At 60.6% G+C, this 25,411-nt stretch carries 23 protein-coding genes; 11 read left to right on the forward strand and 12 right to left on the reverse strand.

Annotated elements, in window-relative coordinates; all coding sequences use genetic code 11:
• Positions 1–150: 150 nt before the first annotated feature.
• The 3 genes from O6760_RS00350 to O6760_RS00360 form a co-directional block, all read right to left on the reverse strand.
• Positions 151–756: a PilZ domain-containing protein gene (locus tag O6760_RS00350; RefSeq protein WP_269583510.1), complete on the reverse strand. Its 606-nt coding sequence runs from the start codon at positions 754–756 to the stop codon at positions 151–153.
• Between the two features lie 148 nt (positions 757–904).
• On the reverse strand, positions 905–1,528 hold the full coding sequence (locus O6760_RS00355; RefSeq protein WP_269583511.1) for a PilZ domain-containing protein: 624 nt from the start codon (positions 1,526–1,528) through the stop codon (positions 905–907).
• Positions 1,529–1,783: 255 nt separating this feature from the next.
• On the reverse strand, positions 1,784–2,683 hold the full coding sequence (locus tag O6760_RS00360; protein ID WP_269583512.1) for a uracil-DNA glycosylase: 900 nt from the start codon (positions 2,681–2,683) through the stop codon (positions 1,784–1,786).
• 407 nt (positions 2,684–3,090) lie between these two features.
• On the opposite strand from O6760_RS00360, the gene O6760_RS00365 reads away from it, so the two are divergent.
• Positions 3,091–4,767, forward strand: a complete 1,677-nt coding sequence (locus O6760_RS00365; RefSeq protein WP_269583513.1) for an electron transfer flavoprotein-ubiquinone oxidoreductase — start codon at positions 3,091–3,093, stop codon at positions 4,765–4,767.
• Between the two features lie 10 nt (positions 4,768–4,777).
• Entirely contained in the window at positions 4,778–5,206 is a 429-nt protein-coding gene (locus O6760_RS00370; RefSeq protein WP_269583514.1) for a hypothetical protein, read from the forward strand.
• A gap of 592 nt (positions 5,207–5,798) precedes the next feature.
• Here the strand turns inward: O6760_RS00370 and O6760_RS00375 are convergent.
• Positions 5,799–6,953, reverse strand: coding sequence for an ROK family transcriptional regulator (locus O6760_RS00375; RefSeq protein WP_269586388.1), 1,155 nt, complete (start codon positions 6,951–6,953; stop codon positions 5,799–5,801).
• Positions 6,954–7,400: 447 nt separating this feature from the next.
• Here O6760_RS00375 and O6760_RS00380 point away from each other — a divergent pair, with 447 nt between their 5' ends.
• Positions 7,401–8,126: a substrate-binding periplasmic protein gene (locus O6760_RS00380; RefSeq protein ID WP_269583515.1), complete on the forward strand. Its 726-nt coding sequence runs from the start codon at positions 7,401–7,403 to the stop codon at positions 8,124–8,126.
• A 513-nt stretch (positions 8,127–8,639) separates the two neighbouring features.
• Entirely contained in the window at positions 8,640–10,427 is a 1,788-nt protein-coding gene (locus tag O6760_RS00385; protein WP_269583516.1) for a methyl-accepting chemotaxis protein, read from the forward strand.
• 1,085 nt (positions 10,428–11,512) lie between these two features.
• Here O6760_RS00385 and O6760_RS00390 read toward each other — a convergent pair.
• The 6 genes from O6760_RS00390 to O6760_RS00415 all read right to left on the reverse strand — a co-directional run bounded on the left by O6760_RS00390 (position 11,513) and on the right by O6760_RS00415 (position 19,086).
• Entirely contained in the window at positions 11,513–12,829 is a 1,317-nt protein-coding gene (locus tag O6760_RS00390; RefSeq protein ID WP_269583517.1) for a DEAD/DEAH box helicase, read from the reverse strand.
• 339 nt (positions 12,830–13,168) lie between these two features.
• A complete protein-coding gene (locus tag O6760_RS00395; protein WP_442969949.1) occupies positions 13,169–14,281 on the reverse strand; it encodes a PQQ-dependent sugar dehydrogenase in 1,113 nt (370 codons plus the stop codon).
• A gap of 92 nt (positions 14,282–14,373) precedes the next feature.
• Positions 14,374–14,700 carry a chorismate mutase gene (locus tag O6760_RS00400; RefSeq protein ID WP_269583519.1) on the reverse strand — a complete coding sequence of 109 codons (327 nt, stop codon included), beginning with the start codon at positions 14,698–14,700 and terminating at the stop codon, positions 14,374–14,376.
• Positions 14,701–14,779: 79 nt separating this feature from the next.
• Positions 14,780–17,074 carry an NADP-dependent malic enzyme gene (locus O6760_RS00405; RefSeq protein ID WP_269583520.1) on the reverse strand — a complete coding sequence of 765 codons (2,295 nt, stop codon included), beginning with the start codon at positions 17,072–17,074 and terminating at the stop codon, positions 14,780–14,782.
• A gap of 101 nt (positions 17,075–17,175) precedes the next feature.
• The gene (locus tag O6760_RS00410) at positions 17,176–17,820 is read right to left on the reverse strand and encodes a ceramidase domain-containing protein (protein WP_269583521.1); all 645 of its coding nucleotides are present in this window, start codon (positions 17,818–17,820) and stop codon (positions 17,176–17,178) included.
• A 39-nt stretch (positions 17,821–17,859) separates the two neighbouring features.
• The gene (locus O6760_RS00415; protein WP_269583522.1) at positions 17,860–19,086 is read right to left on the reverse strand and encodes an aminotransferase-like domain-containing protein; all 1,227 of its coding nucleotides are present in this window, start codon (positions 19,084–19,086) and stop codon (positions 17,860–17,862) included.
• A 187-nt stretch (positions 19,087–19,273) separates the two neighbouring features.
• Here O6760_RS00415 and moaB point away from each other — a divergent pair, with 187 nt between their 5' ends.
• Both moaB and O6760_RS00425 read left to right on the forward strand, forming a co-directional pair.
• On the forward strand, positions 19,274–19,831 hold the full coding sequence (gene moaB, locus O6760_RS00420) for a molybdenum cofactor biosynthesis protein B (protein WP_269583523.1): 558 nt from the start codon (positions 19,274–19,276) through the stop codon (positions 19,829–19,831).
• A gap of 5 nt (positions 19,832–19,836) precedes the next feature.
• Positions 19,837–20,337, forward strand: coding sequence for a GNAT family N-acetyltransferase (locus O6760_RS00425; protein ID WP_269583524.1), 501 nt, complete (start codon positions 19,837–19,839; stop codon positions 20,335–20,337).
• Positions 20,338–20,347: 10 nt separating this feature from the next.
• On the opposite strand, the gene O6760_RS00430 is transcribed toward O6760_RS00425, so the two are convergent.
• Positions 20,348–21,043, reverse strand: a complete 696-nt coding sequence (locus O6760_RS00430; RefSeq protein WP_269583525.1) for a glycosyltransferase — start codon at positions 21,041–21,043, stop codon at positions 20,348–20,350.
• Positions 21,044–21,058: 15 nt separating this feature from the next.
• Between O6760_RS00430 and O6760_RS00435 the strand changes: the two genes are divergently transcribed.
• The 5 genes from O6760_RS00435 (at position 21,059) to O6760_RS00455 (ending at position 24,857) form a co-directional block, all read left to right on the forward strand.
• Positions 21,059–21,457: a hypothetical protein gene (locus O6760_RS00435; RefSeq protein WP_269583526.1), complete on the forward strand. Its 399-nt coding sequence runs from the start codon at positions 21,059–21,061 to the stop codon at positions 21,455–21,457.
• Between the two features lie 89 nt (positions 21,458–21,546).
• A complete protein-coding gene (locus tag O6760_RS00440) occupies positions 21,547–22,317 on the forward strand; it encodes a substrate-binding periplasmic protein (RefSeq protein ID WP_269583527.1) in 771 nt (256 codons plus the stop codon).
• Between the two features lie 153 nt (positions 22,318–22,470).
• Complete coding sequence (locus O6760_RS00445; protein WP_269586389.1) at positions 22,471–23,574, forward strand: PA0069 family radical SAM protein; 1,104 nt, start codon at positions 22,471–22,473, stop codon at positions 23,572–23,574.
• A 44-nt stretch (positions 23,575–23,618) separates the two neighbouring features.
• Positions 23,619–24,275 carry a ribonuclease HII gene (locus O6760_RS00450; protein WP_269583528.1) on the forward strand — a complete coding sequence of 219 codons (657 nt, stop codon included), beginning with the start codon at positions 23,619–23,621 and terminating at the stop codon, positions 24,273–24,275.
• 60 nt (positions 24,276–24,335) lie between these two features.
• Entirely contained in the window at positions 24,336–24,857 is a 522-nt protein-coding gene (locus tag O6760_RS00455) for a GNAT family N-acetyltransferase (protein ID WP_269583529.1), read from the forward strand.
• Between the two features lie 73 nt (positions 24,858–24,930).
• Here the strand turns inward: O6760_RS00455 and O6760_RS00460 are convergent, their stop codons facing one another.
• Positions 24,931–25,410 (reverse strand): F0F1 ATP synthase subunit B, encoded by a 480-nt coding sequence (locus O6760_RS00460; RefSeq protein ID WP_269583530.1) that lies wholly within the window; start codon positions 25,408–25,410, stop codon positions 24,931–24,933.
• Position 25,411 lies beyond the last annotated feature (1 nt).

The raw sequence follows: 25,411 nt of genomic DNA on the forward strand, positions 1-25,411 counted from the left end.
ATGTATCGCGGCCCGGATTTGAAAGGCTCCGACCCAAGACTTTTGGCAAAGCGTTTCACAGCCCGCGCGCCAGCTGCCGTCCGCCGTTCCCGACCGGCCGGACAACCGGGCATGGACAGCGATTGAAACGAGGCCATGCCACGCCGGACTTCAGGAGCCGAAGGCGCTGATCTTCTTTTTGGGGCCGCGCTTGGGTTTCGCCCTGGTTTCCTCTTCCAGAGCCTTCAGCAGCTGTTCCGTCTTCGGCTCCGGTTCGGGCTCGAACGGCCATTGCAGCCGCACACCGGCCTGGCCCTGCCTGCGCCAGACGATCGTACCGTTGATCGGCAGATCGAGGCCGGGAATGGAGATCTCGATCTCATTCGGCAGACGTTCGAGCGCATCGCCTTCGAGGCGGCAACCGGACTTGCTGGCATCGACGACACGGCACTTCATCGTTATCGGGTGCGTCTTGCCGCAGATGACCGCCGTGATCCAGACCGGACGGCGGATCTCCTCACGCTTTTCGCCCGGCTCTTCCCGCTTGAACTGAAACGACAGCTGCGCTTCCTGGTCTCCATAGGCGACCACCGTTCCGCGAATGAGCTTGTTGAAACCGGCAATCCTGAGCCCGACCTCCTCCTTGAGCAGGTCAACCTTGTCGGAAGCGATCCAGCACCCTTCTTCGGTCAGGTCGTAGACAACAGCCTCGAAACAAGACATGTCCGCCAGATCGACGACCAGCGCCGCAATGCTGTTGTCCGTGTCTATAGCCATGACACAAGTGCTCGCGTCGTTCCCAAAAGTCCTGAAACGGATCTTACGACCGGATTCTGAAATCCCGGTTAAGCCACGGCGCCCTCTCCTCTTCACCTGCGCCGGGCTGGACTGGGCGGTCATACCACGCTTGCGGGAAGATCGCGCCTCAGCCGGTGTCCCGGTTGCGCCTGACGCCAAATCCCGAGGAGTCCGCCTTGCGCCCTGACTTGGCACCGGCTTTTTCGGCGAGGCCGGGTGGCCGGATACGCTCCTGCCCCTTTCGAGCGCCGCGTGCGAACTGCCACAAGAGCCTGACGCCGGCCAATCCTTCGGCGCGCCAGACAATCCTGCCGTTCACCGGAAGATCCAGCCCCGGGATCTGGAGTTGAATATCGGCCGGCAAGCCCTGAAGCTTCAGACTTGAAAGCCGGCATCCGGACGGACTTGCATCTATGATTTCGCAGCTGAACCCTTCCTGGCTCGTCTTGCCGCTCACAAAAGCCGGAATGGACACCTTGCGACGCCGTTCGCTCCGCTTTTCACTCGTCTCGCTGTCGGCAAACTCGTAGTGCACGGCAATGTCACCGGCACCGATCCCGGATATGCGTGCCTTGACCATCTGCTCGAAACCGGCGATCCGCAGACCGAGCGTCTTTCCGATTTCCTTGTGCCTGGTGGACTGAATTCGGCAGCCGGTCTGACTGAACTCCGAGGCGGACGTCTCCTCGCAGGCCAGTGTGTCGAAGTCCAGGACCAGGATGTGCAACACGGCACCTTCTGGGATTTTCATTTCCGGTTCGGTCAAGTCGCGCCCCCCGACGCTCGGCGTGGCACTCCTCCATGGCGACGAAATCCGAATTCGTGCGCTTGCGATAGACCACGCCTAAATCAATGCAAATCAAATTATCGACAGCACAGGGTCAAAACAAGTTAAACGAAGGTCGATTTCTCCCCAATACAAAACGCCCGAGAAGAAATAATGAAACTTTTTCATGAACTATGTTAACAACAATTCGCAACAATAGGTAAAATTACAACCCGAATCTCAATCAAGGGTTTTGTCGGCGAGCCTGTTCCGGATGCTGAGAAAGTCGCGCCAGGACAGGCGTTTCTCCAGCGGACTGCGCAGGAGATAAGCCGGATGATAGGTCGCAATGGCCGCAATTTCCTTGCCGCCGCCCGGATACGTCATCCAGCGCCCGCGCATCTTGCGAATGCCGTCCTGCACCCCGAGCAGGGTCTTCGCAGAGGCCGCCCCCAGGAACACCAGGACATCCGGATTGACCAGTTCGATCTGCCTGACGATGAAAGGCTTGCAGATTTCGGTTTCCTGCGGCGTCGGTGTCCTGTTTCCCGGCGGACGCCAGGGCACCACATTGGCGATATAGGCCGACGACCGGTCGAGGCCGATCGCGCCAAGCATCCGGTCGAGCAGCTGTCCGGACCGGCCGACAAAAGGTTTGCCCTGCAGGTCCTCGTCCCGTCCCGGTGCCTCGCCGACAAACATCAGCCGGGCTTCCGGATTGCCGTCGGCAAAGACCAGTTTCTTGGCCGTCAGCTTGAGATTGCAGCCCTCGAAGGCCGCCAGGCAGGCCTGCAAGTCGTCAAGCGACGCCGCGCGTGCCGCAAGGTCGCGGGCCATGGCGATGGCCTCTCCGTCCGGCAGGACAGCCGGGTGACTGCTATCGGATGCCGGGGAATGAGGCGCAGCCGGAGGCAGGCCCGGAACAGGCTGCGACCGGACCGCGCCCGGACCCGGAGACACCGCGATAGGAGCTGCGGGCGAAGTTGCCTGCATCCGTGCCTGGTTGCGCTGTTCGGCCTGCTGCCGGGTGAGCGCGAACCAGTCGACTGGGTCTTCGCCCGGAAAACAGTCCACGCCCGCACTGGCATAGAAATCCAGCAGGGCTTCGATCTGGCGCGGGTCGTCTGGAAAATGCTGCAAGAAAGGACCTCCGGCGCGGAGTTTACCCAGCCAGTGCCAGAGTACAAGCGCGGCGGCTTTGGCGATTGCACGTGCACCAGGGTTATCCAGCACCTGTTCACATTCGCCAACCCACGCGCGCCACAAATTACGCTTACGTAAACGTTAAGTATCCTCTTGACGCCCTCCGTCTGCTTTGCTCTATCTGGGCCAAACTTTGTCAACGGTCGCCGATTTCGCAATTGACGATGAAAAATGTCGTGTTTTGCGCTGCAAAATGGGGCACATAGGCGCTACGGCTTGAGCAACCAGCGGCCTGTTGGACAATGTCCCGCTCTGGCGACAGAGCGGCAGTTTGCGGAAAGGTGACCGATTTCGGTCCCGGTCCGCAGATCCGGGCAGGCCCCTTTGGGCGGAGGGAGATTTAGATGAGCGAACAAGAAGCGCTTGGCGAACGCGAAAGCATGGATGTGGATGTCGTGATTGTCGGCGCAGGCCCAGCCGGCCTTGCCGCGGCGATCCGGCTGAAACAGATCGCCGCCGACAAGGGCGAAGAGCTGAGCGTCGTTGTCCTGGAAAAGGGCTCGGAAGTCGGAGCCCATATCCTGTCCGGCGCCGTGATCGATCCGATCGCGCTGGACCAGCTGCTGCCGGAATGGCGCGAGGAAGACACGCCTCTCAAGACGCCGGTGACGGCCGACCATTTCCTTGTGCTGGGCCCCGCGGGCTCCATGCGCCTGCCGAACATGTTCCTGCCCAAGCTGATGAACAATCACGGCAATTACATCGTCTCTCTGGGCAATGTCTGCCGCTGGCTGGCAGAAAAGGCCGAAACCCTCGGCGTCGAGATCTATCCCGGGTTTGCCGCCGCCGAATTGCTATATGACGACAGTGGCAACGTCGCCGGCGTCGCCACCGGCGACATGGGCATCGGCCGCGACGGAAAACCGAACGCCATGTTCACCCGCGGCATGGAACTGCGCGGCAAGTACACGCTGATCGGCGAAGGCGCACGCGGCTCGCTGGCCAAGCAGTTGATCGACAAGTTCGACCTCGATAAGGACAGCGACGTGCCGAAATTCGGCATCGGCATCAAGGAATTGTGGCAGGTCGATCCGGAGAAACACAAGCCGGGCCTGGTACAGCACTCCTTCGGCTGGCCGCTCGACGGCAAGACCGGTGGCGGCTCGTTCCTCTACCACCTTGAGGACAACCAGGTGGCCGTCGGCTTCGTGGTCCATCTCAACTACGAGAACCCGTGGCTGTCCCCCTTCGACGAGTTCCAGCGTTTCAAGACCCATCCGGCGATCCGCGACACGTTCGAGGGCGGCAAGCGCATCTCCTATGGCGCGCGCGCAATCACCGAGGGCGGCTACCAGTCGGTGCCGAAACTGTCCTTCCCGGGCGGCCTCTTGATGGGCTGCTCCGCGGGTCTCGTAAACGTGCCGCGCATCAAGGGCTCCCACAACGCGATGTTCTCCGGCATGCTGGCCGCGGAAGAAGTCATGGCAGCGATCGGCCGCGGAGAGGCGCATACGGAGCTTACCGACTACGACACGGCCTGGCGCAACAGCCCGATCGGCACGGACCTGAAGAAGGTGCGCAACGCCAAGCCGCTCTGGTCGAAATTCGGCACCTGGCTCGGCATCGGCCTTGGCGGCATGGACATGTGGACCAACGAATTGTTCGGCTTCTCCTTCTTCGGCACGCTGAAGCATGGAAAGCGGGATTCGGAAACCCTGAAGCCGGCCAAGGATTGCAAGAAGATCGACTATCCGAAGCCGGACGGCGTCATCTCCTTCGACAAGCTGTCCTCGGTGTTCCTGTCCAACACCAACCACGAGGAAGATCAGCCGATTCACCTCAAGGTCAAGGACGACGCGCTGCAGAAATCCTCCGAGCACGATGTCTTTGCCGGACCTTCCAACCGCTACTGCCCGGCGGGTGTCTACGAGTGGATCGAGGAAGGCGAAGACGCGCCGAAATTCCAGATCAATTCGCAGAACTGCGTTCACTGCAAGACCTGCGACATCAAGGATCCGAATGGCAACATCACTTGGACGGTGCCCGAAGGCGCCGGCGGCCCGAACTATCCGAACATGTGATGCGGCCTTGATGCCGGGCCATTTGAAACGACATCTGGGAGCGGCTTCGGCCGCTCTTCTTGTCTCCGCAGTGCCTGCTGTCGCCGAAGTGTGTGACAAGTCACGCCCTGCCTGGAACCCATCGGACGGCAAAGTCAGCCAACTTGATGACGTGTTGCTTGTTTTCGGCTCTTTTCCAGGTGTCGCTTTCCTGATCTTGCTTGCTGTTTCGCTGTTGTTGCGGAGCAGGATACTTTGTTTGCTGACGTCAGGTTTCGCCGCGATCTGGCTGCTGTTTCTCGCTCTAGAATGGCTGGTCGAAGAAAAGAATGACGTTCTCGCATTCGCCATCATGGAAGGGTGCGTGACAACGCCTTATGCGGTTTCGCTGCTGCTGGCGATCAGTATCTTATGCTGCCTGACGGTTGGTCTGAGCTGGCCTGCCAAGAAAATCAAATAGCCTAATCGCGGGCAGAGCCTGCGCCGCGTTCAGCCGCCCTTTTGAAAAACAAACGACACCGGAAAGGCAAACCTTTCCGGTGTCGCAGTCTTGCGGCCGATGGGTCGTATCAGGCCGGCATTTGTGGGGGTCCGGCCCGTTGCGGTTGTCAATCGCGCGGACACCGGACGAGCGACGTCGCACATCCGCTGCCGCGGCGCGATCGCCCGCGCCACAAGATCGTGTCCGCCCGAAGGCGAACAATTCTTTTGGGGTCGATGGTTCCGATGGAGCCAACGTGCACTTTTTTCCGGAATTCGATCCGGTTTTTTTACGCTTGTGATTGTTTTATTTTGTTAACCAAAGCGATTTGGACGCTTGATAACTTCACGTAAGGGTAAGGTCAATTCATTAATGCCGGCAATAAGAAGATGCTATGGCTCCAAAAAGCAAACTTATACCAATTGGTCAAATTTTCCACAGGTCCCCGCAATTCTCGAGCCACTGGTGACAACCAGCAACGGGCGGCGGCCCCATTGGGACCCGTCATCCGGCTCTTCAGATGATACGCGCCATGCACCTGCCCACCCCTCGCTGACCCGGACCGAAGTACTCAGAAGACCAGTCTCTTGAAGGGAATCGCCGCGGCTCCCATCGCCGTTGCGTCCCCTTCCAGTTCGCTGACGAGGAGCTTGGCAGGAGGATGCGGGACACCGTAGCGGGGAAGCTCGAAAGACACCGTTCTTTCGATCAACATGTTCGCCAGGGCAGGTGGAACCTGTCCGCCGAAAACGATCGCCTGCGGACCGAACACACCCCATATCGCGTTGATCAGCCGGTTGTAAGCCGGGGTGATATCGTCCAGCCATTCGCTGACCCCTGGCCAGTCGGCCTTGAAGGATTGCCGCAAATGATCGATCGAAGAAATCTCGATGCCATTTGAAGCCAATTTTCCGATCAGGTATTTCAGCGCCGGCCGCTTGTTGATCTCGCCGGGTTCGAGGATGCAGGCGAATTCACCGGCATTGCCGTTGCCACCGAGCAGCAATTCCCCGTCGCTGATCAAACCGCCGCCGAACCCGTACCCGATGAAGAGATAGGCAAAGTGCCGGACATGCCGCCCCGCACCGAACATGGCCTCCGCGACCGAGGCCATCTGGCCGCTGTTGTGGATCCACACGGGCTTGTCAAATTCGCTGGTCAGCAAAGGGCCCAGTTCGATCAATGACCATTCGTGCAGGGGCAGCGGGCCGTTGAAACGCGTTCCGCCCACATTGTAGCCCATCATGCCGACGCCTATGCCGAGATTCGTATCCTCACTGAGTGCACTCCGGTCGCGCAAGCCCGCCAGGCGTGCGCCGACCTCACGGAGCGCGTCGCCCATCGATTGACCGAGCAGCGGTATGGAGTCGTGCCCGGTAAGCTTGCCGGCAAAGTCCATGAGGTACAGGTGAATGACGTCCGCATTGATCGAAATTCCGCAGGAATAGGCATAGTCACCGTTTAACCGCAGCGTGGGGCTCGGCTGCCCCCGTCCCTGACCGGGCACCGGCGCGCCGATTTGGACCATGCCGCGCTCCACGAGATTGTCGACGATCCGGTAGATGGATTGCTGCGTCAGGTCCAGATGCGTGTTCAGCGTGGTGCGCGGCGTACCGGGATTGTTCCAGAGCAACCTCAAGACACTGCGTTCATTCGGCGACACCACCGCGCTTTCGCCCTTACGCAGAAACCTGCTCGATATCATCGTGTCCGGTGCATAATCCATAAGGTCAACTTCGGAGAATTTATTACAATGAAAGCGTAACAAAGTGGATCAGGAAGGCGAAGACTACCAGAATTCAAAAAAATATCCATTCATTTGCAAGCTTTTAACGCCAAATCTCCCCGTACGTGAGAAATTCCGGTTCCATTTCCCGGAATCTATGTTACACTTTAGGTGTAAAAAATAAGATCGACGGCCGCTCCTTCATGGGACCGGTCCTTCGGCACAAACGGTCAAGGTTGAAATGCAGCCGTTTCCCATCGACCACACCTTTCGCAGGAGCAGTTTGGACAGTCAGTGCCCTTCCCAGGCACAAACATCGGCCAGATCTGCCCCTGCGAATCCATTTTTTCGAGAGCCCAGACTGTGATGATCACGCGCCGCTCTTTCCTGGCTTCACTTGCGACCCTCGCGGCTAGCGGGGCCAACGCGGGCCCCTGCTGGAATCGCGTGTTCAGGCATGCACATCACGATGACAATCCTCCATATGCGTTCTTTGACCGACATGCCGGCCGGATGCGCGGCATTCTCGTTGACTTGCTGGATGTCCTGGCGGATCACGGCGACTTCACGATCGACCATGAGGGCTATCCTCTGGCACGTGCCCAGAATCTTGTATCCGCCGGCGTAGCGGACATCTTCTGCATGCCCGTTTCGGCACGGCGCAGCACCTACGTCCACTTCATTCCGACACCGATCGTGACAACGATGCGGGATGACATCTACTTTGCCGCAGCCAACCCTAACGCCGGCGCTCTGGCCGCAATCGGCTCCATCAAGGATCTTTACCGGTTCAAGACCGTCAGTCTCATCGGAGATGACCGCGCCGACGCCGTCTGGCGCGGTCATCCTGAAAGGACCCTGGTTTCGGAATTCGAGACCATGGTCAACATGATGGTGTTCGGTCACGCGGACTTTGTTCTTGCCGACCCTGTCGTCATGGATTTCAAGTTGCGGGAAATGAGGCTGGCAACGCAGGTCCGGAGCCTGTCCGGCAGCCATATCGCGCAAGCTCAACCAGTGTCGATCCGGCTGGGTTTGCGGAAGTCTTTTCCGGATGCACCGGCCATCGTCGAGCACCTCGACCGGGATATCCGCAAACACATCACCCCCAGCCTCTACCGGCAGGTAATTGCCCGCTACGGCCCAAGGACGCTCCGTTCGTCAAAGACCTGACCGCATCGTCGGCGTGCACCGCGACGTCCCCTGCCGAAGGATGGTTCAGCCGGTCTACCGGCCGCCGGCAGTTGGCAGGACCTGCGCCTGATCGGCACCGGCTCAGTGACGGATTTTTCCACCGGTGGCAGAACCTTCCGCCGCGCCTGAACGGGACGCATCCCTGACTGTCGCACACCTTGCCACACCGGATGCTCGACTTGCGGCACGTTCCGGACCAGTCAGCCGAGACCAATTCCCGGTCAATCGCCGCCCTCGCGACACATGACTGTCGTGATTCGAAACCGAGATCCGACACATCCACCAATTCCCGAAATCTGTATACGCACCAAAAGATTGCAACAACATTCGAATTTCTAGCAATACATTCCCGGATTCACCCTACGGTATATACGTATAAAAACTTGCCTTCTCGCCTTTTAACCCTTGATTATCTTGGTATCCGAATAATTCCAAAAGTAATTCCTCTTACGCAAATGACTGCAGTGAAAGATTTCCCAAGGAACCTCACTCATGCTCAACCGCCTCCTGTCCCGGTTCTCACTCGCTGTTAAGCTGGGAACATTCAGCGTCCTGATGATCCTGTTTCTGCTTGTCACGGCAACGATCAGCCTCAGGTCAATGTCGACGATCGGCCATGAGCTGAAAGCCGTGGCCGAGCATGATCTGGTGCTGTCAAACACCATTTCCCACCTGTCCGAAATGCAGTTGGAACAGGCGGTTCTCTTTGAGCGCGCCATCAGGCTTGGCGAAGAGGCGGCCAATGGCAGCCGGCATGCGTTTGAAGGATTTTCCGGCGCGCGCCGGAAATTTTCCGAACTCGCTCGGGCCGGCAGTGAAAAGCTGGTTCAGGCACGTCAACAGGTCCAGTCGATCAAGTCGGAAACAACGGAGGCCGAGGAACGCGCGGAATGGGAACACGTGTTCGAGGCCCTTGGCCATATTGACGCGGCGCATCGCGAATTCCAGAACGATGCCGAGAGAGCAATCGAAAAGATTGCAGCAAGTGCAAAAGCGGCCCAGTCGGCCGGCAGCGATCAGGTCAGCGAGGAGCAGGCGCTGATTGACCGTGTCGCAAGTGAGGAAGATGCGCTGGACCACGAACTGGAAGCCCTGGCAAATGAGCTGATGAACTTCACGCTCAAGGCGGCAAGGGATGCCGAGCATCACGAGCAGCAGGCAACCATCATGATCCTGATCGTGGGTATCCTGGCCACGCTCCTGTCCGCAGCAATGGCATTTGCGTTGACACAGGCGATCTCCAGGCCGATTTGTCTTGTCGTCTCGGCGCTCAACCGGCTGGGCGACGGCGACACGACAATTGAACTTCGAAGCACCGGGCGCGATGAAGCCGCGAAACTGACCGAGGCCTACGAGATCTTTCGGGAACGCACAATCGAGGCCAACGCCGCAGCGGAACGCGAGAAGGAGGCCCAGGCCGCTCAATTGCACCGTGCCGAGGTTATTTCCCAATTGACTGCGGAATTCGATACGGATGTGGCCGAGCTTCTTGGATCCGTTGGAGACGCCTGCAATGAACTCAACCAGACAGCCCAGTCGATGAGTGCCATTGCGGAAGAGAACACCAATCAGTCCGCGGCTGTATCGGCTGCGTCCGAACAGTCGGCTGCCAGCGTTCAGACCATTGCATCGGCCATCGAGGAGGTGTCGACATCCATCATCGAAATCGGAGGCCAGGCCATCCAGTCTTCGAAGCAGACAAGTAGCGGACGCGAAAGAGCCACCAGGGTCAACGAGCAGGTGCTTGGTCTCAAGACCGCGGCCACCCGCATCAGCGAAGTCATCACGCTCATTCAGGCTGTCGCGGAGCAGACCAATCTACTTGCGCTTAACGCAACTATTGAAGCCGCCCGCGCCGGCGAAGCCGGTAAAGGCTTTGCGGTGGTTGCATCCGAAGTGAAAGAACTGGCTGGTCAATCCGCGAAAGCAGCCGAGGAAATTTCCGACCAGATCGCCCAGATCCAGTCGGAAGTCGATGGAGCAGTGAGCGGTGTCGAAGAAGTCGCAAAGATCATTACAGATCTGGAGAGCATTGCTGTCTCGATATCAACGGCGGTCGAGCAGCAGGGCGCCGCGACCGGTGAGATCTCCCAGTCGATCCAGGATGTGTCCGCCGGCACCCGGGAAACCACCCGGAACATTTCCGGGGTGAGCGAGGCAGCCGTGGAAACAGGTACGGTGGCGACACGCGTGGTGGCCGCAAGCGAACAGCTTTCCGGTCAGTCCGAGCGCCTGCGCGCTTCGGTAGGCAAATTCCTGGACGGTGTGAAGGCTGCTTGAGAAGGCCGGTTGCAGTTTCTTGCCCCCGGTGCAACTGCCTGGGAACAGTACGAGGCTTTCCTCATCTGTGCCGGCGTGCGGGCCAAGTTTTCACGGCTTGCCAACCGTGGCTTTTGACGCCCTCAATTGTCCGAGGTTGATCGAAGCACGCTCCGGTTAATACCAACCGCAATTAATAGGAACCGATCTGATGTCGTTGTTCCGGTTTGCCGGCAAGGCGCGTTGCGCAGGACGGCCTGGTTGGCCGTTCAAGCGGCGCAACGCCGTCCGGCGGGCCGGAACAGGCCACCGAAGGCCGCGTTTGGAGGCTGTTCTGCCGCGTCGCAGATTTTGGACGATACCCCGTATCGCCCTGCAATCTGCTCCTTGCCGAACAGCCTCCAAACGCGGTCAGATGGTTTCCTATTAATTGCGGTTGGTATAAGCGCTGCCCCAACTAGAAAACCAACATCATGCGTACTATTTACGGTATTACTGCGTCTATCGAATTCCGCTTTCTTGCCAATATGATAGAAATAATCTGCCGTCGGAATTCGCCCATAAAGTTTTTTTATACCACAATAAATAAAGAAAATAATCTCGCCAATTCTCTGAAAAATAATGGCTTCTTGGCACTACCGTAAGTTTGGCCCAATCACATATTCTCGCACCCATGTGGGAAAAGCTATAAACACACCCGCCAACCCACTGAATTCATGCAGCTTTCTCCTTATCCACATGCCTTCACCCGGCAAAGCGGTTACGTTTGCAGACTCAACTTAGTTAATTTACTTTTACTTTTGACGGGGCGGTTTTGCGGTGAACCACTAGAATCCTGGTGGCTCTCCTTAAGGTCTTCGCGGAGTTCCCGCGATTTTCCCGAATGAAAAACGATATCGAACCGCGAATGCGGTTGGATACCTTGTGGACAGGAAGAAAGCAGGGCTTTGACCGGACTGCGGCGGTTTCGGTTCAAGTTCGTCGATCTTCCAATCAAACATCCAGGGCGTCATTGACGCTTCTGAGACCCATCGACCACAAGGTACGGCACCGGGAAGGCCACTTCCCGGTGCATTTTCTTTTCATCGTCATTTGAGGCAAGGGCCTCAGGCTGCGTCCCTGCGGCCACCCTGGCGGCGGCGGCGCGGACGCCTGTCCTGCGACCTGTTGTCATTGTCGCCGGAGGAAGACTGTTTGCGGAACGGCTTCTTTCCACCAGGCTTGCCGCCGCCGCGATTGGCACCGCCACGATTTCCGCCGCCGCGCTTGGCCCTGCCGGCCGCGGCCGACATGGGCGGCACGTCGCCGCTGGCCACTTCGATCTCGATGCCGATCAGCTTTTCGATCTGACGGAACAGACCGATTTCCTCGGGAGCGCAGAGCGCGATCGCATCGCCGTCCGCGCCGGCCCGCGCCGTGCGGCCGATCCGGTGGACATAGGCTTCCGCGACTTCCGGCAGTTCGAAATTGTAGACGTGGCTGACGCCCGGAATATCGATACCCCGGGCAGCGACATCCGTTGCCACCAGCACATTGATGCTGCCTTCGCGCAGGTCGCGAATGGCACGGTCACGCTGGTTCTGGCTCTTGTTGCCGTGGATGGAGCCCGCCGCGATGCCGGCCTGCGCCAGCTTGCGCATCAGCCGTTCGGCGCCATGCTTGGTGCGGCAGAACACCAGGGACAGACCGTCCGGCTCCGCCCGCAGCTGGTCCAGCAGGAAATCGCCCTTCCGGGTCTGATCCATGAAGTGCACGCACTGGGTCACCTTGTCCGCCGTGCGTCCGGTGGGGGAAACCTCCACCCGTTCCGGATCGCGCAGATAGGACCTTGCCAGCTCGTTGATCTGCTTCGGCATGGTCGCCGAGAACAACAGCGTCTGACGGTCCCTGGCAACGAGGCCAGCGATGCGCCGGAGCGCGTGAATGAAGCCGAGATCGAGCATCTGGTCGGCTTCGTCGAGCACGAGATAGGAAGCCGTTCCGAGATCGACCGCCTTGCGGTCGACCAGGTCGAGCAGGCGCCCGGGCGTTGCCACCAGGATGTCGGTTCCCCTGGACAGGCGCTTGACCTGCCCGTTGATGGAGACACCGCCAACCACGGAAGCAACCCGCAGCGGTGTGTGTTTCAGGAACGAGATCAGGTTTTTGGCGATCTGGTTCACCAGTTCGCGGGTCGGCGCCAGGATCAGTGCGCGCGTGCCGCGCGGGCCGGCCCGTTCCTGTTCTGCCAGCAGCCGGTCAATGAGCGGCAGGCCGAAGGCGGCCGTCTTGCCGGTGCCGGTCTGCGCAAGTCCCATCAGGTCGCGGCCGTCCAGAATCAGTGGAATGGCCTTCTGCTGGATGGGTGTCGGGGTGTCGTAGCCGTTGTCGACAACGGCGGAAAGCAAGCCGTCGGAAAGTCCCAGGCTTTGAAAGTCGGTCAAAATATAATCCTTGATACAAGCGCAAACCAATACGCTTGGGTAACCGCAAGAGGAAAATCCTGCGGTTCGCAGTTGGAGCGCGGCAGCCGGATGCCTTTTGCATTCCGGGCTCTATGCCGCCAGACCATCGCGTGACATGGGAACTGGTCGGGTCCCTCATTGGACCCTTTGTCTGGCAACCGGTTTGCGCCGGCCCGGGCGTGTGGAACACACTTGCCAATGGGCGCGCAGCCTGCTCACGCGGCAGCGATTGCAGCCCGCTATATCGTCGTTGCAGCGCAAAAAGTCAAGCGAACAGTTCCGAAAAGCACTTGAAGGACAAACGTTTCCGCCGCCGGCTCAGGGCACCAGCCGGATCAGCCGTCCATTGTCGCTGTCGGTGAGGACATAGAGATAGCCATCCGGACCCTGGCGAACATCGCGGATACGCTCGCCCAGATCGGTCAGCAACTTTTCCTCGCTCACAACCCTGTCGCCGTCCAGTTCCAGGCGGGCAAGATGCTGGCCGCGGAGGGCTCCGACAAGCAGGTCACCCTGCCAGTCCGGATACCTGTCACTGGTGACAAAGGCCATTCCCGACGGGGCGATGGACGGGTCCCAATAGTGGATCGGCTGTTCCATGCCCTCCTTTTCGGTGCCTTCGCCGATCTTGCCGCCCGAGTAGTGACGGCCATAGGAAATCACAGGCCAGCCATAGTTCCTGCCCGCCTTCGGGATATTGATCTCGTCCCCGCCCCTGGCGCCGTGCTCAACCGTCCAGAGTTCGCCCGTGGCGGGATTGATCGCCGCCGCCTGCGGGTTGCGGTGGCCTGTCGACCAGATCTCCGGCTGGACACCCTCCACATCCAGGAAGGGATTCCCGGGCGCCGGCTCCCCGTCCGGTGTCAGGCGCAGCACGGAGCCGGCGTGATCCGACGGATCCTGGGCCCGTGGCCCGTCGCCCCGGTCGCCGAGGGTCATGAACAGGTTGCCGTCCGGCGCGAATGCCAGCCTCGAGCCGAAATGCCGGCCGCCATAGGCCTTGTTGTTTCCGGCGAAGATGGTCTCGCCGCCGACAAGAGCGGTTCCAGGATTTCTGGTATCGGCGAGACCGGCCTTGTAAAGCGAGGTTCCCGCCCCTTCCGGCGAGCCTTGCGAAAATGTCAGGTAAACCGTGGAGTCGGTCTCGAAGTCCGGGCTGAGCACAATGTCCAGCAAACCGCCCTGCCCTTGCGCGAAGACCTCGGGCGTGTCTTTGACAACATGTTGCCTTCCCTCGGAATCGAGGCGTTTCAGCACGCCGTCGCGCTCCGTCACCAGGTAGCCGCCGTCAGGCAGGAAGGCGACGCTCCAGGGGTAGGACAGGCCGTCCGCAACCGTTTCCAGCCGAACGGTGGATTGCGCCAATGCAGCATTCACGGAAACTGCCGCCGTCATGACAATGACGGCAATTGTACGATTGGCAAACGGCATCAAGGTCATTGGAGCTCCGACGTCTGGGGTGTCCACACCCATAACTTAGGGAGCAGCGAGATCCGGAAAAGCCGGCGCACCTCACTTTTCGATCATTTGTCCCGGGCACCGCCGGCAAGCCGCGCCGAAATGGTGCGTTTTTCGAAATCGACGTTCCACGCGATCAGGGTGCGCCAGACGGCCTCGGCCTGTTCTCCCTCAAGACCGAGCTCCTCCGCCCTGGTCGTCAGCGAGGCCACCATCGTTTCGATCCGTTCGTGATCGAAGGCCTCATCCGGGCTCTGCTTGAGCTCTGCCATGCGGCGGACATAGGTCTGCCGTTGCGCGAAGATCCGCAACAGCTCGGCGTCCAGGGCATCGATGGCCGCACGAATGTCTGCCTTGGAGGCACACTCGGCGGGCGGTTTCAGGCTGGACATGGAACAGCTCCGGGCTCAAACGCGGACCGGTAGAACCGGTCCGCAATGTTCAGACGAGGCACGATTTGAAGCTGCCCGTTCAGGCTTCCGAGTGGGTCTGCGCCTCAACACTGGCAAGCGCCGACATGTTGACGACGCCACGCGAGGTGACGGACGGCGTGAGAATATGCGCCGGTTTCGCCGCGCCGAGCAGGATCGGCCCGACATGCAGTGCCTGGGTCGCCACTTTCAGCAGGTTATGCGCGATGTTGGCCGCGTCCAGGTTCGGGAACAGGAGCAGATTGGCCTCGCCTGTCAGCTTGCTGTTCGGCATGACACGCTCACGCAAATTGACGCTTAGCGCGGAATCGCCGTGCATCTCGCCGTCGGCCTCCAGCTCCGGGTGACGCGCCCAGATCAATTCCAGCGCCTCACGCATCTTGCGCGACGATGCCGTGTCGCGGGACCCGAAATTCGACAAGGACAAAAGCGCGATCTTCGGCTCGATACCGAAACGCCGGATCTCCTCGGCCGCCAGAATTGCCATCTCCGAGATTTCCTCCGCGGAGGGATCTTCGGTGACGAATGTGTCCGACAGGAACATGGCCCCTTGCGAATTGATCAGCAGCGACATTGCCGAAAGGTCCTTGGCGGTCTTGCAGACGCCGATGACCTGCTTGATATCGCGCAGATGGCGGATGAACCGGCCTTCCAGCCCGCAAATGACGGCGTCGGCGTCGCCACGGCGCACGGCCAGTGCCGAAATCACGGTCTGGTTGGTGCGCACCACCGTGCGCGCCGCGTTCGGCGGCATGCCCTTGCGGCCGACGCACTCGAAATATTCTTCCGCATAATCGCGGTAGCGCGGATCGTCCTGCGGGTTGATGAATTCGAAATCGACGTCGGGGCGGATCTTGAGCCCGAACCGTTCGCAGCGCTGCTGCAGCACGTCGGGGCGGCCGACCAGGATCGGCTTGGCGATGTTGTCCTCGATCAGCACCTGGGCGGCCCGCAGAACACGTTCGTCCTCGCCCTCGGCGTAGATGATCCGCTGCGGGTCCTTGCTCGCATTCTGGATGATCGGCTTCATGATCAGGCCCGACCGGAACACGAAACGGTTCAGCCGGTCCAGATAGGCATCGAAATCCTCGATCGGGCGCGTGGCCACGCCGGTTTCCATCGCCGCCCTGGCAACTGCCGGGGCAATGCGCAGGATCAGGCGCTGGTCGAAGGGCGACGGGATCAGGTAGTTCGGCCCGAATGTTTCCGTCTTGCCGCCATAGGCGCGCGCGGCGACGTCGGACGGTTCTTCCTGGGCAAGGCCGGCGATCGCCTCGACAGCGGCCCGTTTCATCTCCTCGTTGATGGTGGTGGCGCCAACATCGAGCGCGCCGCGGAAGATATAGGGAAAACACAGGACGTTGTTGACCTGGTTCGGATAATCGGAGCGGCCCGTGCACATGACGACGTCGTCGCGCACCGCCTTGGCCTCTTCCGGCATGATTTCCGGGTTCGGATTTGCCAGGGCGAGGATCATCGGGCCCTTGCCCATCTTCGCCACCATGTGCGGCTTCAAAACGCCGCCGGCGGACAGGCCGAGGAAGACGTCGGCACCGTCGATGACCTCGTCCAGCGTGCGCAGGTCGGTCTTCTGGGCGAAGGCCGCCTTCCACTCATCCATCAGCGCCTCGCGGCCCTCGTAGACGACGCCTTCGATGTCGGTGACCCAGATGTTTTCACGGCGGGCACCAAGCGAGATCAGCATGTTGAGGCAGGCCAGCGCGGCAGCGCCCGCGCCGGAGGCAACGATCTTCGCATCCTCGATCTTCTTGCCGGCCAGCTGCAGGCCGTTGCGCACGGCCGCGCCGGCAATGATGGCGGTGCCATGCTGGTCGTCGTGGAACACCGGGATGTTCATCTTCTCGCGCAGCTGCGCCTCGATCATGAAGCATTCCGGCGCCTTGATGTCCTCAAGATTGATGCCGCCGAAAGTCGGCTCGAGCACGGAGACCGCACTGACGAACTTCTCGACATCGGTCTCGGCCACCTCGATGTCGAAGACGTCGATGCCGGCGAATTTCTTGAAGAGGACCGCCTTGCCCTCCATCACCGGCTTGGATGCCAAAGGCCCGATATTGCCGAGACCGAGCACCGCGGTGCCGTTGGAGATAACCGCGACCAGGTTGCCGCGCGAGGTGTAGTGCGCGGCCTTTGACGGATCGTCGGCGATTTCAAGACAGGGCGCGGCGACGCCGGGCGAATAGGCCAGTGCCAGGTCGCGCTGGTTGCCGAGCGGCTTGATCGCCTGGATCTCCAGTTTACCGGGGCGCGGATGCTCGTGGTAGAACAGCGCGGCTTCGGTCAGATCGCTCTCGGTTGTCTTGCTGTCGCTCATGGCGGTCCCTTTTCCTGCCCCTACGTCACTGTTTGTTTCTGCGAAGGACCGGGAGCCTGCCCGGGAGAGTGCTTCGCGATTTTCCGATATTTCTCTGTGATTTACCCGGCACGCTGCGAAATGAGAACCCGTAATAGCAAAAACAGCACGATGCTGTTCAGGATATGCCACAGGAAATGCGTGCCAATTGCAAGCTGGCCGCACAGAGGCTCGTCCAGCGTACGGAATGTCAACGAAAGGGCAAACACGAGGCCCGTCAGCAGCACCTGGCCCCCCAGGCGGCCGTTCCTTCGCCGGAACAGGCCCCCAACCACGAAAATCGCCAGCAACGCGGAAACATATCCCGCGGAGGAGCCGACGACGGGCGCGACAGCCCGCCCGACAAAGGGCGTCGCGGCAAAAAAGGCGATAACGATGCCAAGTGCCACCCACCAGGGAAGGCCCAGGAAGCGCTTCAGCGCAAAGAACAGGTAGGCGTGGATGAACAGCGCGATCGGAATGACATCGGTCAGGGCCGCCCATCTGGTCGCGAACGTGTGAAACAGGAACGAGCCGACGCCGGTGGCGAACACAATCCCGATCAGGACAAGCGCCGGCAGGTCGTCCGGCGTCCGGCGCCGCCAGATCAGGAACGCGGCAAGAGCCGCGAGCAAAAACGCGGCATTGGTTGCCGCGTTGAGCGGCTCGGACCAGAATTCCGGCCCGACGCGCTCGCAGTAATTGTCCACCTGATCGGTCAGCGCCATCGGCCAGACACCTGAATCAAACCCCTGAAGTCTATCTGCCTACAGCGTGGACATGACAGTTTGCGCAATCAAGCCACCGAGCCTTGAAATACCTTCTTCGATTTTCTGATAGTCGGCGCAGGAGAAACTCAGCCGCAGCGTGTTCCCACCGGTGCCGTCCGGATGGAAGGCACCGCCCGGGACAAAAGCGACACCGGCACTTGCAAGGGATTTCTGCAGCAGATCCGCGGCGTCCATTCCTGACGGCAACTCCACCCAGATGAACATGCCGCCCTCCGGCCTGGTCCAGCGGACACCTTCGGGCATGTGCGCCGCAAGCGCCGCCAGCATGGCGTCGCGGCGTTCCTTGTAGATCGCGTTGGTGCGGGCCGTGTGGCTGTCGAAGCAGCGCTCGGCGACCCGCGCCATGGCCTCCTGGTTCAGCACCGGCGTGTTCAGGTCGCTGGCCTGCTTGATGAGCACCAGCCTGGAGATGACCGGTGAAGCCGCGCAGATCCAGCCGAGACGCAGGCCGGGCGACAGGGATTTGGAGAAACTGCCGCAATAGAGCGTACGGGTGTTCTCGATGCCACCGGATGCCGCGCAATCGAGGGCCAGGAGCGGGTCAACCGCATCGCCGTCATAGCGCAGTGCCTCGTAGGGCGAATCCTCGATGACGGCGCAGTCGAGGTCTCCCGCCAGCGACAAAAGTCGCTTGCGCTCGGCCAGATCCACCGACAGGCCGGTCGGATTGGCAAAATCCGGTGACAGGTAGGCGAACTTGATCCGCCCGCCCTTTGCTGCGGCTTTCGAAGCGTAATCCGCGGCGGCGCGGTTGGTGCCGGGATCGAGACGGTCATATTCGGGTTCATAGGCATTGAAGGCCTGCAGCGCGCCCAGATAGGTCGGCCACTGGACCAGCGCTGTGTCGCCGGCGCTCAGAAACAGCTTGCCGATATAGTCGAGTCCCTGCTGGGAACCGGAGGTGACAAGGATGTTCTCCGGCCCGCACGCGATGCCGAGCGCGCGCATGTGACCGACGATCCAGTCCCGCAGCCTTACGCTGCCTTCGCTGACGCCGTATTGCAGCGCACGGCCGGCGTCCGGCCCGGAAAGGATCTCCTCGTAGGCCTCCTTGAAGGCCTCGGCCGGAAACAGGGCCTGATCGGGAATGCCTCCCGCGAAGGAAATCACATCCGGCCGGTCCAGCAGTTTCAACAATTCACGGATTTCCGAAGCACGCATGCGGCTTGCGCGATTGGCGTAAAGGCTGTCCCAGGTGGTCATGTTTGGCTCTTCGTCCTTGGCTTGCATTATTTAAGTCAATAATACTGACCTAACTGTTTTGCAAGTGTCCCAATCTTGTTATTTTTTGTAATTATATTTCTCGCACTGGCAAAGTGTCACGGGCCTGATCGCGGCTCTGGAAGAGCGGACCGCAATCGCTTATCTGTTGGGAGCAAAGGAGAAGCGCATGTCCCGCCTTGACGAAAGCCGTCCCTTCATCCCGCTCAGTATTGCGGTTCTGACCGTGTCCGACACGCGCAAACTGGAGGAAGACCGCTCCGGCAACACGCTTGCCGACCGGTTGAAGACAGCCGGACATGTGCTCGCCGACCGCAAGATCGTGACCGATGACGTTCCCGCGATCCAGGAGGTCGCGAAGGCCTGGATCGCAGACAGCAACATCGACGTGATCATCTCCACCGGCGGCACCGGATTTACCGGCCGGGATGTGACGCCGGAAGCGATGGAACCCCTGTTCGAAAAGCGGATGGACGGATTCTCGGAGGTGTTTCACCGGATTTCCTACGACAAGATCGGCACCTCGACGATCCAGTCCAGGGCAACCGGCGGCGTTGCCGGCGCGACCTACATCTTCGTGCTGCCCGGGTCTCCCGGTGCCTGCAAGGATGCCTGGGACGGCATCCTGAAATGGCAGCTCGACTACCGCCACATGCCCTGCAATTTCGTCGAGATCATGCCCCGGCTGGACGAGCACCTGAAACGCGGCAAGCTGCAGGAAGCGTGATCTCCATGCGCTTCCGGGTACGGGTTGCCGGGCCGGACGACCGCGAGGCCGTCTCGGCGCTGCTCCTGAAGAGCTACACGGCCCTGCTGCGTCCCGCCTATGACCCGGAGATCCTGGAGAAGGCGCTGCCGCTGATCACAAGAGCGAACCCGGACCTGCTGACGTCCGGCACCTATTATGTGGCCTGCTGCGAAGACGGAACGGTCGTGGGTGCCGGCGGCTGGACAAGACATTCGCCGACAGGCCGGAACGACACCGCCGGCAACGGAAACCTCCGCCATTTCGGCACGGATCCCGACCAGGCCCGCCAGGGCATCGGCCGCGCCCTCATGGCGCGTTGCCTGCAGGACGCCAAGGCGGCGGGCCTCACGGACCTGAACTGTTATTCCACCTTGAACGGCGAGGCTTTCTACGCGGCATGCGGGTTCCGCACGGTCGAGCCGTACGACGTGACCTTGCCGGGAGGCGTGGTCTTTCCGTCGCTCAGGATGGTGCGGGATCTTTAGGGTATGGACCCTAGCCGTGCAGCTTGAGCGCGACGCTTGCGGGAATACGCAGGGCGCCGACGCAGAAACGGGCAAGAGCCTGGCGAAAGCGGGCAAGCGCGCCTTCGCTTTCCGGCACGCCGGAGGTCACCGCCGCCGAGCGCAAGAACACCATGCGGCCGCGTCCGATACGCTTGGCGATATCGAGATCTTCCAGGTCCGGGAGCGGCCTGTGACCACCGAGTTTCTGGTAAAACTGCCGGGAAATCAGCAGGCCCTGATTGCCGTAGGGCATGCCCAGCAGTTGCGAGCGCAAACTCGCGAAAGTCTCGCTGAAACGGGCACTCATGCCGAAAGCTTCGTAGCGCAGCCGGAAACAGGCCGCCGTCCGCAGACCGTTGGGAGCCCGTGCCGCCCGTTCCACAAAGGCCTGCGCCTCGTGGTGCCAGGTGCTTTCCAGAAGCGTTTCCGGCTGTAGAAACAGCAGCCAGTCGCCGCGGTTGGCAAGGGACGCGCCATGCGCCAGCCGCTCGCTGCGCGAGGCGTTGCGAAGAAGCGCCCAGTGGCAGCCGGCCGCGTCGACGACCTTGTCGGTGTTGTCGGTCGAGCCTCCGTCAACGACGATGACTTCCCGGACAATGCCTTCGGCCGCCGCCGGAACCAGAGCGGACAGGGCATGCACCAGGTTGGTTTCAGAGTTTTCCGTGGCAATGATGACACTGATCATGACCCCATGTTTTACATGAAAATTTTCAAAGTGCGAGTTCAACAGCAGGAATGGATGCACTTTTTGCCGATTTTCTTAACGAAATCCAATAATCGGTCCGTCATGATTTCGAACCTTGCCCCTTGCAATCAGTTCCAGGAGCGCGAAATGGCGGCCTCGAGAAAAAGATCTTGGGAATACATCACCTTGTCGAACGGACACTTCCGCCACGGAACCGCGCTCCAACCGCTGCAGGACCCGAATGCGACACGCGCCACGCCCGAAACCAATTCGTCCACACGGCCTGGCAGTCCCGATGGCGTTATCCATTTTGCGTGTTTCCCGCGCAGAGATGTCTGCTCTGGTGTATTCTCGGCGTCAGGTCCCGAAGATCTGATCACCAGAACCGGAATTCACGAGCCTCGCGCTAAATGACAAGCCATCTACTCATACGGGCACATATACTGGCTCACAAACGGGCCGGAGCCGACCTTGTGAGGTCCTGCCTTCTTCTTGTGACAAGGATGTTGCTCGCATCCGCGCTCGGGCTCTCGCTCGCGGTCGGAAGCGCCCAGGCCCGTGACCTGGTGATCCTGGCAACCCCGGAGGAGCCTTACAAGTTCATCGAGAACGGCGAGTACAAGGGCATCGACATTGAAGTCATCGACGAGGTGATGCGGCGTCTGGGCCTGTCCTACACGGTGGAACTGATCGAGTCGGGCGCCCGCATCCAGCAGGAGGCCGTGTCCGGCCGCGCCGACATGCTGCTGCTTTTTTCCAAAAAGCCCGACCGGATGGAGTTCCTGTACTATCCGCAGGAAAGCTACATAGACATCAGCTGGAATTTCTTCATTCGGGCCGCCGACGAGGGCAAGGTCAAATTCGAGACCTTCCAGGATCTGGGCGGGCTACAGATCGGAATTACGCAAGGTTTTTCCTACACACCGGAGTTTCTCGGTGCCGGCCTGAACTTCCAGACCGTGCCACGCAACACGCTCCAGATCGGCATGCTGATGGCCAGAAGGATCGACGCCGTTCCGATGAACACCATCAGCACGCTCTACGAAGAGAAGAAAGCCGGACGGCTGGACGAGTTGTCCTATCTGCCCAAACCGCTGATCACCAAGCCCTATTACAATGCCTTTGCAAAGGCCTCGAACTACCCGGACATCGAAGGGCTTGTGGCCCGCTATGATGAAACGATCCGGGCGATGAAGGCGGACGGCACGCTGGATGCCATCCTGGTCAAGTATCTCGGCAAACGCCACGGCAACAAGATCCGCGGCGGTTCCTGAACCTCCCCTTTTAAAGTCCTGCGTCTTTCGGCGATCGTCCGCCGCAAGGAGTCTTGCATTGGCTTCGCGTCATGATAATGTTCCCGTTATGTTCTTATTTCGACTCGGATACATCGCGTGACGTTCAGGTCTTCCATCAACGAGACAGCCACCATCGCGGAACCGGCGGCCATTGCCACTGAGGATCTCGCGGTTGCGGAAAGCAGGCGGCGCGGGCGCGCGGCCGGACTCAACAAGAGCGGCCGTTTCGAGCCCCTGGCGCGCGAGAGCTTCAACGACGGCTGGGACAGCCTCGACGACCTGCCTCCCCTCAAGACGGAAGTCCAGGAGGAACGCGCCCGCAACATCATCACACGGAACGAATCGCCGGACCTGTCCTTCGACCGGTCGATCAATCCCTACCGGGGTTGCGAGCATGGCTGCATCTACTGTTTTGCCCGACCCAGCCACGCCTTCATGGGTCTTTCGCCGGGGCTCGACTTCGAGACCCGCCTGTTTGCCAAGCCAAATGCCGCGCAGTTGCTGGAGCGCGAACTGTCCCGGCCCGGCTACAGCCCACGCGTCATCGCCATCGGCACCAACACAGACCCGTACCAGCCACTGGAACGCGGTTACAAGCTGATGCGCGAAATCCTGGAGGTACTCGACACCTGCTCTCACCCGGTCGCCATCGTCACCAAGTCCGCGCTTGTCACACGGGACATCGACATCCTGGCGCGCATGGCGGAGCGAAACCTGGTCAAGGTGGCACTTTCGGTGACAACGCTCGACACAAAGCTCTGCCGCGCCATGGAACCGCGCGCTTCCGCGCCGCATAAGCGCCTGGCCGCGGTCAAGGCCCTGTCCGAGGCCGGAATTCCGACCTCCGTGATGATGGCGCCCGTCATCCCGGCGTTGACCGACAGCGAAATCGAGGCCGTGCTGGAGGCCGCCGCCGGGCACGGAGCCAGCGAGGCCGCCTTCATCCTGCTGCGCCTGCCCCTGGAAGTGTCCGAGCTTTTTCGGGACTGGCTCTTGCGAGAACGGCCTGACCGCTATCGCCATGTCATGAACCTGATCCGGTCGATGCGCGGCGGCAAGGACTATGACGCCAGATGGGGCGAGCGCATGCGCGGGCGCGGCCCCTATGCCGACCAGATCGCCAAGCGTTTCGCGCTGGCCGCCAAACGCTTCGGGCTCAATCTGCGGCGTCGGAAGCTCAGCACGGAGGCATTCGTTCAGCCGCAAAAAGGCGGTGTGCAACTGGACCTCTTCTGAAGAACCGTCTTGAAGACTATGGCAGGCATTGTCAGGGTGCTGAGATGACATTCAGCCCGTCCCTGTTCGATCTGCCCTTTCCCGACCAGCCAGACCTCTCTCTGGAGAGCAAGCACGCAGCCAGCTTCGGTGGCCGGCTCTGCGGCGTCGACGAGGCCGGCCGAGGCCCGTGGGCCGGGCCGGTGGTCACGGCAGCTGTCATCCTGGACTATGACCGGGTGCCGGAGGGGCTGAACGATTCCAAGAAGCTGACCGAGGCAAAGCGAGAACAGCTGTTCGTGGCGATCGTGACGAGCGCGCATGTCTCCGTTGCCAGCGCGTCGCCCGAGACCATCGACCGCGTCAACATCCGCACCGCGACCCTGTCCGCCATGGTGCGGGCGGTCAATCACCTGGCGCTCGTTCCGGACTATGTTCTCGTCGACGGGCGCGACGTACCGCCCGGACTGAAACAGCCGGGCCAGGCGCTGGTGAAAGGGGATGGCCGGTGCCTGTGCGTCGCCGCCGCCTCCATCGTCGCCAAGGTGACGCGGGACCGGATGCTGGTGGCCCTGGATCGCGACTTCCCCGGCTACGGCTTTGCGCAGCACAAGGGCTACGGCGTGCCGCAGCACCAGGCGGCACTGGAAAAACTCGGCCCTTCCCCGCATCACCGGATGAGTTTCAGGCCAGTGCGGCTGGCGGCGGGAGAGCCTTCCTGAAACCTGGCTCACTGCCAACCCGGCCTCCTTACCCGATCATCCAGACCTTGAGTGTTTGCCGTGACCGCATTCGAAATCACATCCGCGACCCTGGCAGACGCCAGAAGCCTAGCCGCGTTATCAATCGAGGTCTGGCTTGACACTTACGCACCTGAGGGTGTCTCCGACAGTTTCGCAACTCACGTGCTGGAGACATATGCGCCAGCCGCATTTGCGGACAACCTGAAGGAACGGCACAAGCATCTGCTGGTCGCCCGTAACAGGGTTGGGCTGATCGGATATGCCCTTTTAGACTTAAGGGCCCAGCCGGTTTCGAATAGTTCCGGTACCGCCGAGATTAATACCCTATATGTCCGCCGGCATCACCAGCGGCTGGGGCTTGGACAAAAGCTGTTTGAACGCGCGATGCAGTTGGCCACCGATGCCGGACAACCCAAGCTGTTTCTCACGGTTTATGAAAAGAACGCCCGTGCCATTGCCTTTTACGAGGCGCAAGGCATGCGGTGCGAAGGCACGTGGACCTTCCGGTTCGAGGGCGGGGCGGTGCCGAACCTGATCATGACCCGGGAAACGGGTGCCTAAACTCACACGTTTCCCAACAAAAAAGCGGCCCCGGAAGGCCGCTTTTTCAGTTCATTTGCTTGAAGCCTGAACCTCAGTTCAACCGCTCTTTCACCTGGGCAATGCTCTTGGCCAGAATGTCGTCGGCGACCTTGTCCTTGACCTTTGCGGCCAGGATGTGCTCGGCCGCGGCAACGGCGATGTCGGCGGCCTTGGCGCGGACTTCGGCGATTGCCTGGCTTTCGGCCTGGGCGATCTTGTCTTCCGCTGCCTTGGTACGGCGGGCGATCATCTCTTCAAGAGCCTGGTTGGTTTCAACCGTCAGGCGCTCGGCTTCAGAAGTGGCTTCGGCAATGATGCCTTCCGCTTCGCCTTCGGCCTCGTGGCGCTTGCGCTGATATTCCGACAGGAGTTCCTGGGCTTCTTCACGCATCTTGCGTGCTTCTTCCAGGTCCTTGCGGATGCCTTCGGCGCGGTCGTCCAGGGAAGCCCCGATCTTGCCCGGAACCTTGATGTAGATGATCAGCACGAAGAAGAGAACGAGACCGACCGTGGCCCAAAATGTAGCGTCCATG

It is taken from the genome of Roseibium sp. Sym1 (assembly GCF_027359675.1).
Taxonomy (GTDB): domain Bacteria; phylum Pseudomonadota; class Alphaproteobacteria; order Rhizobiales; family Stappiaceae; genus Roseibium.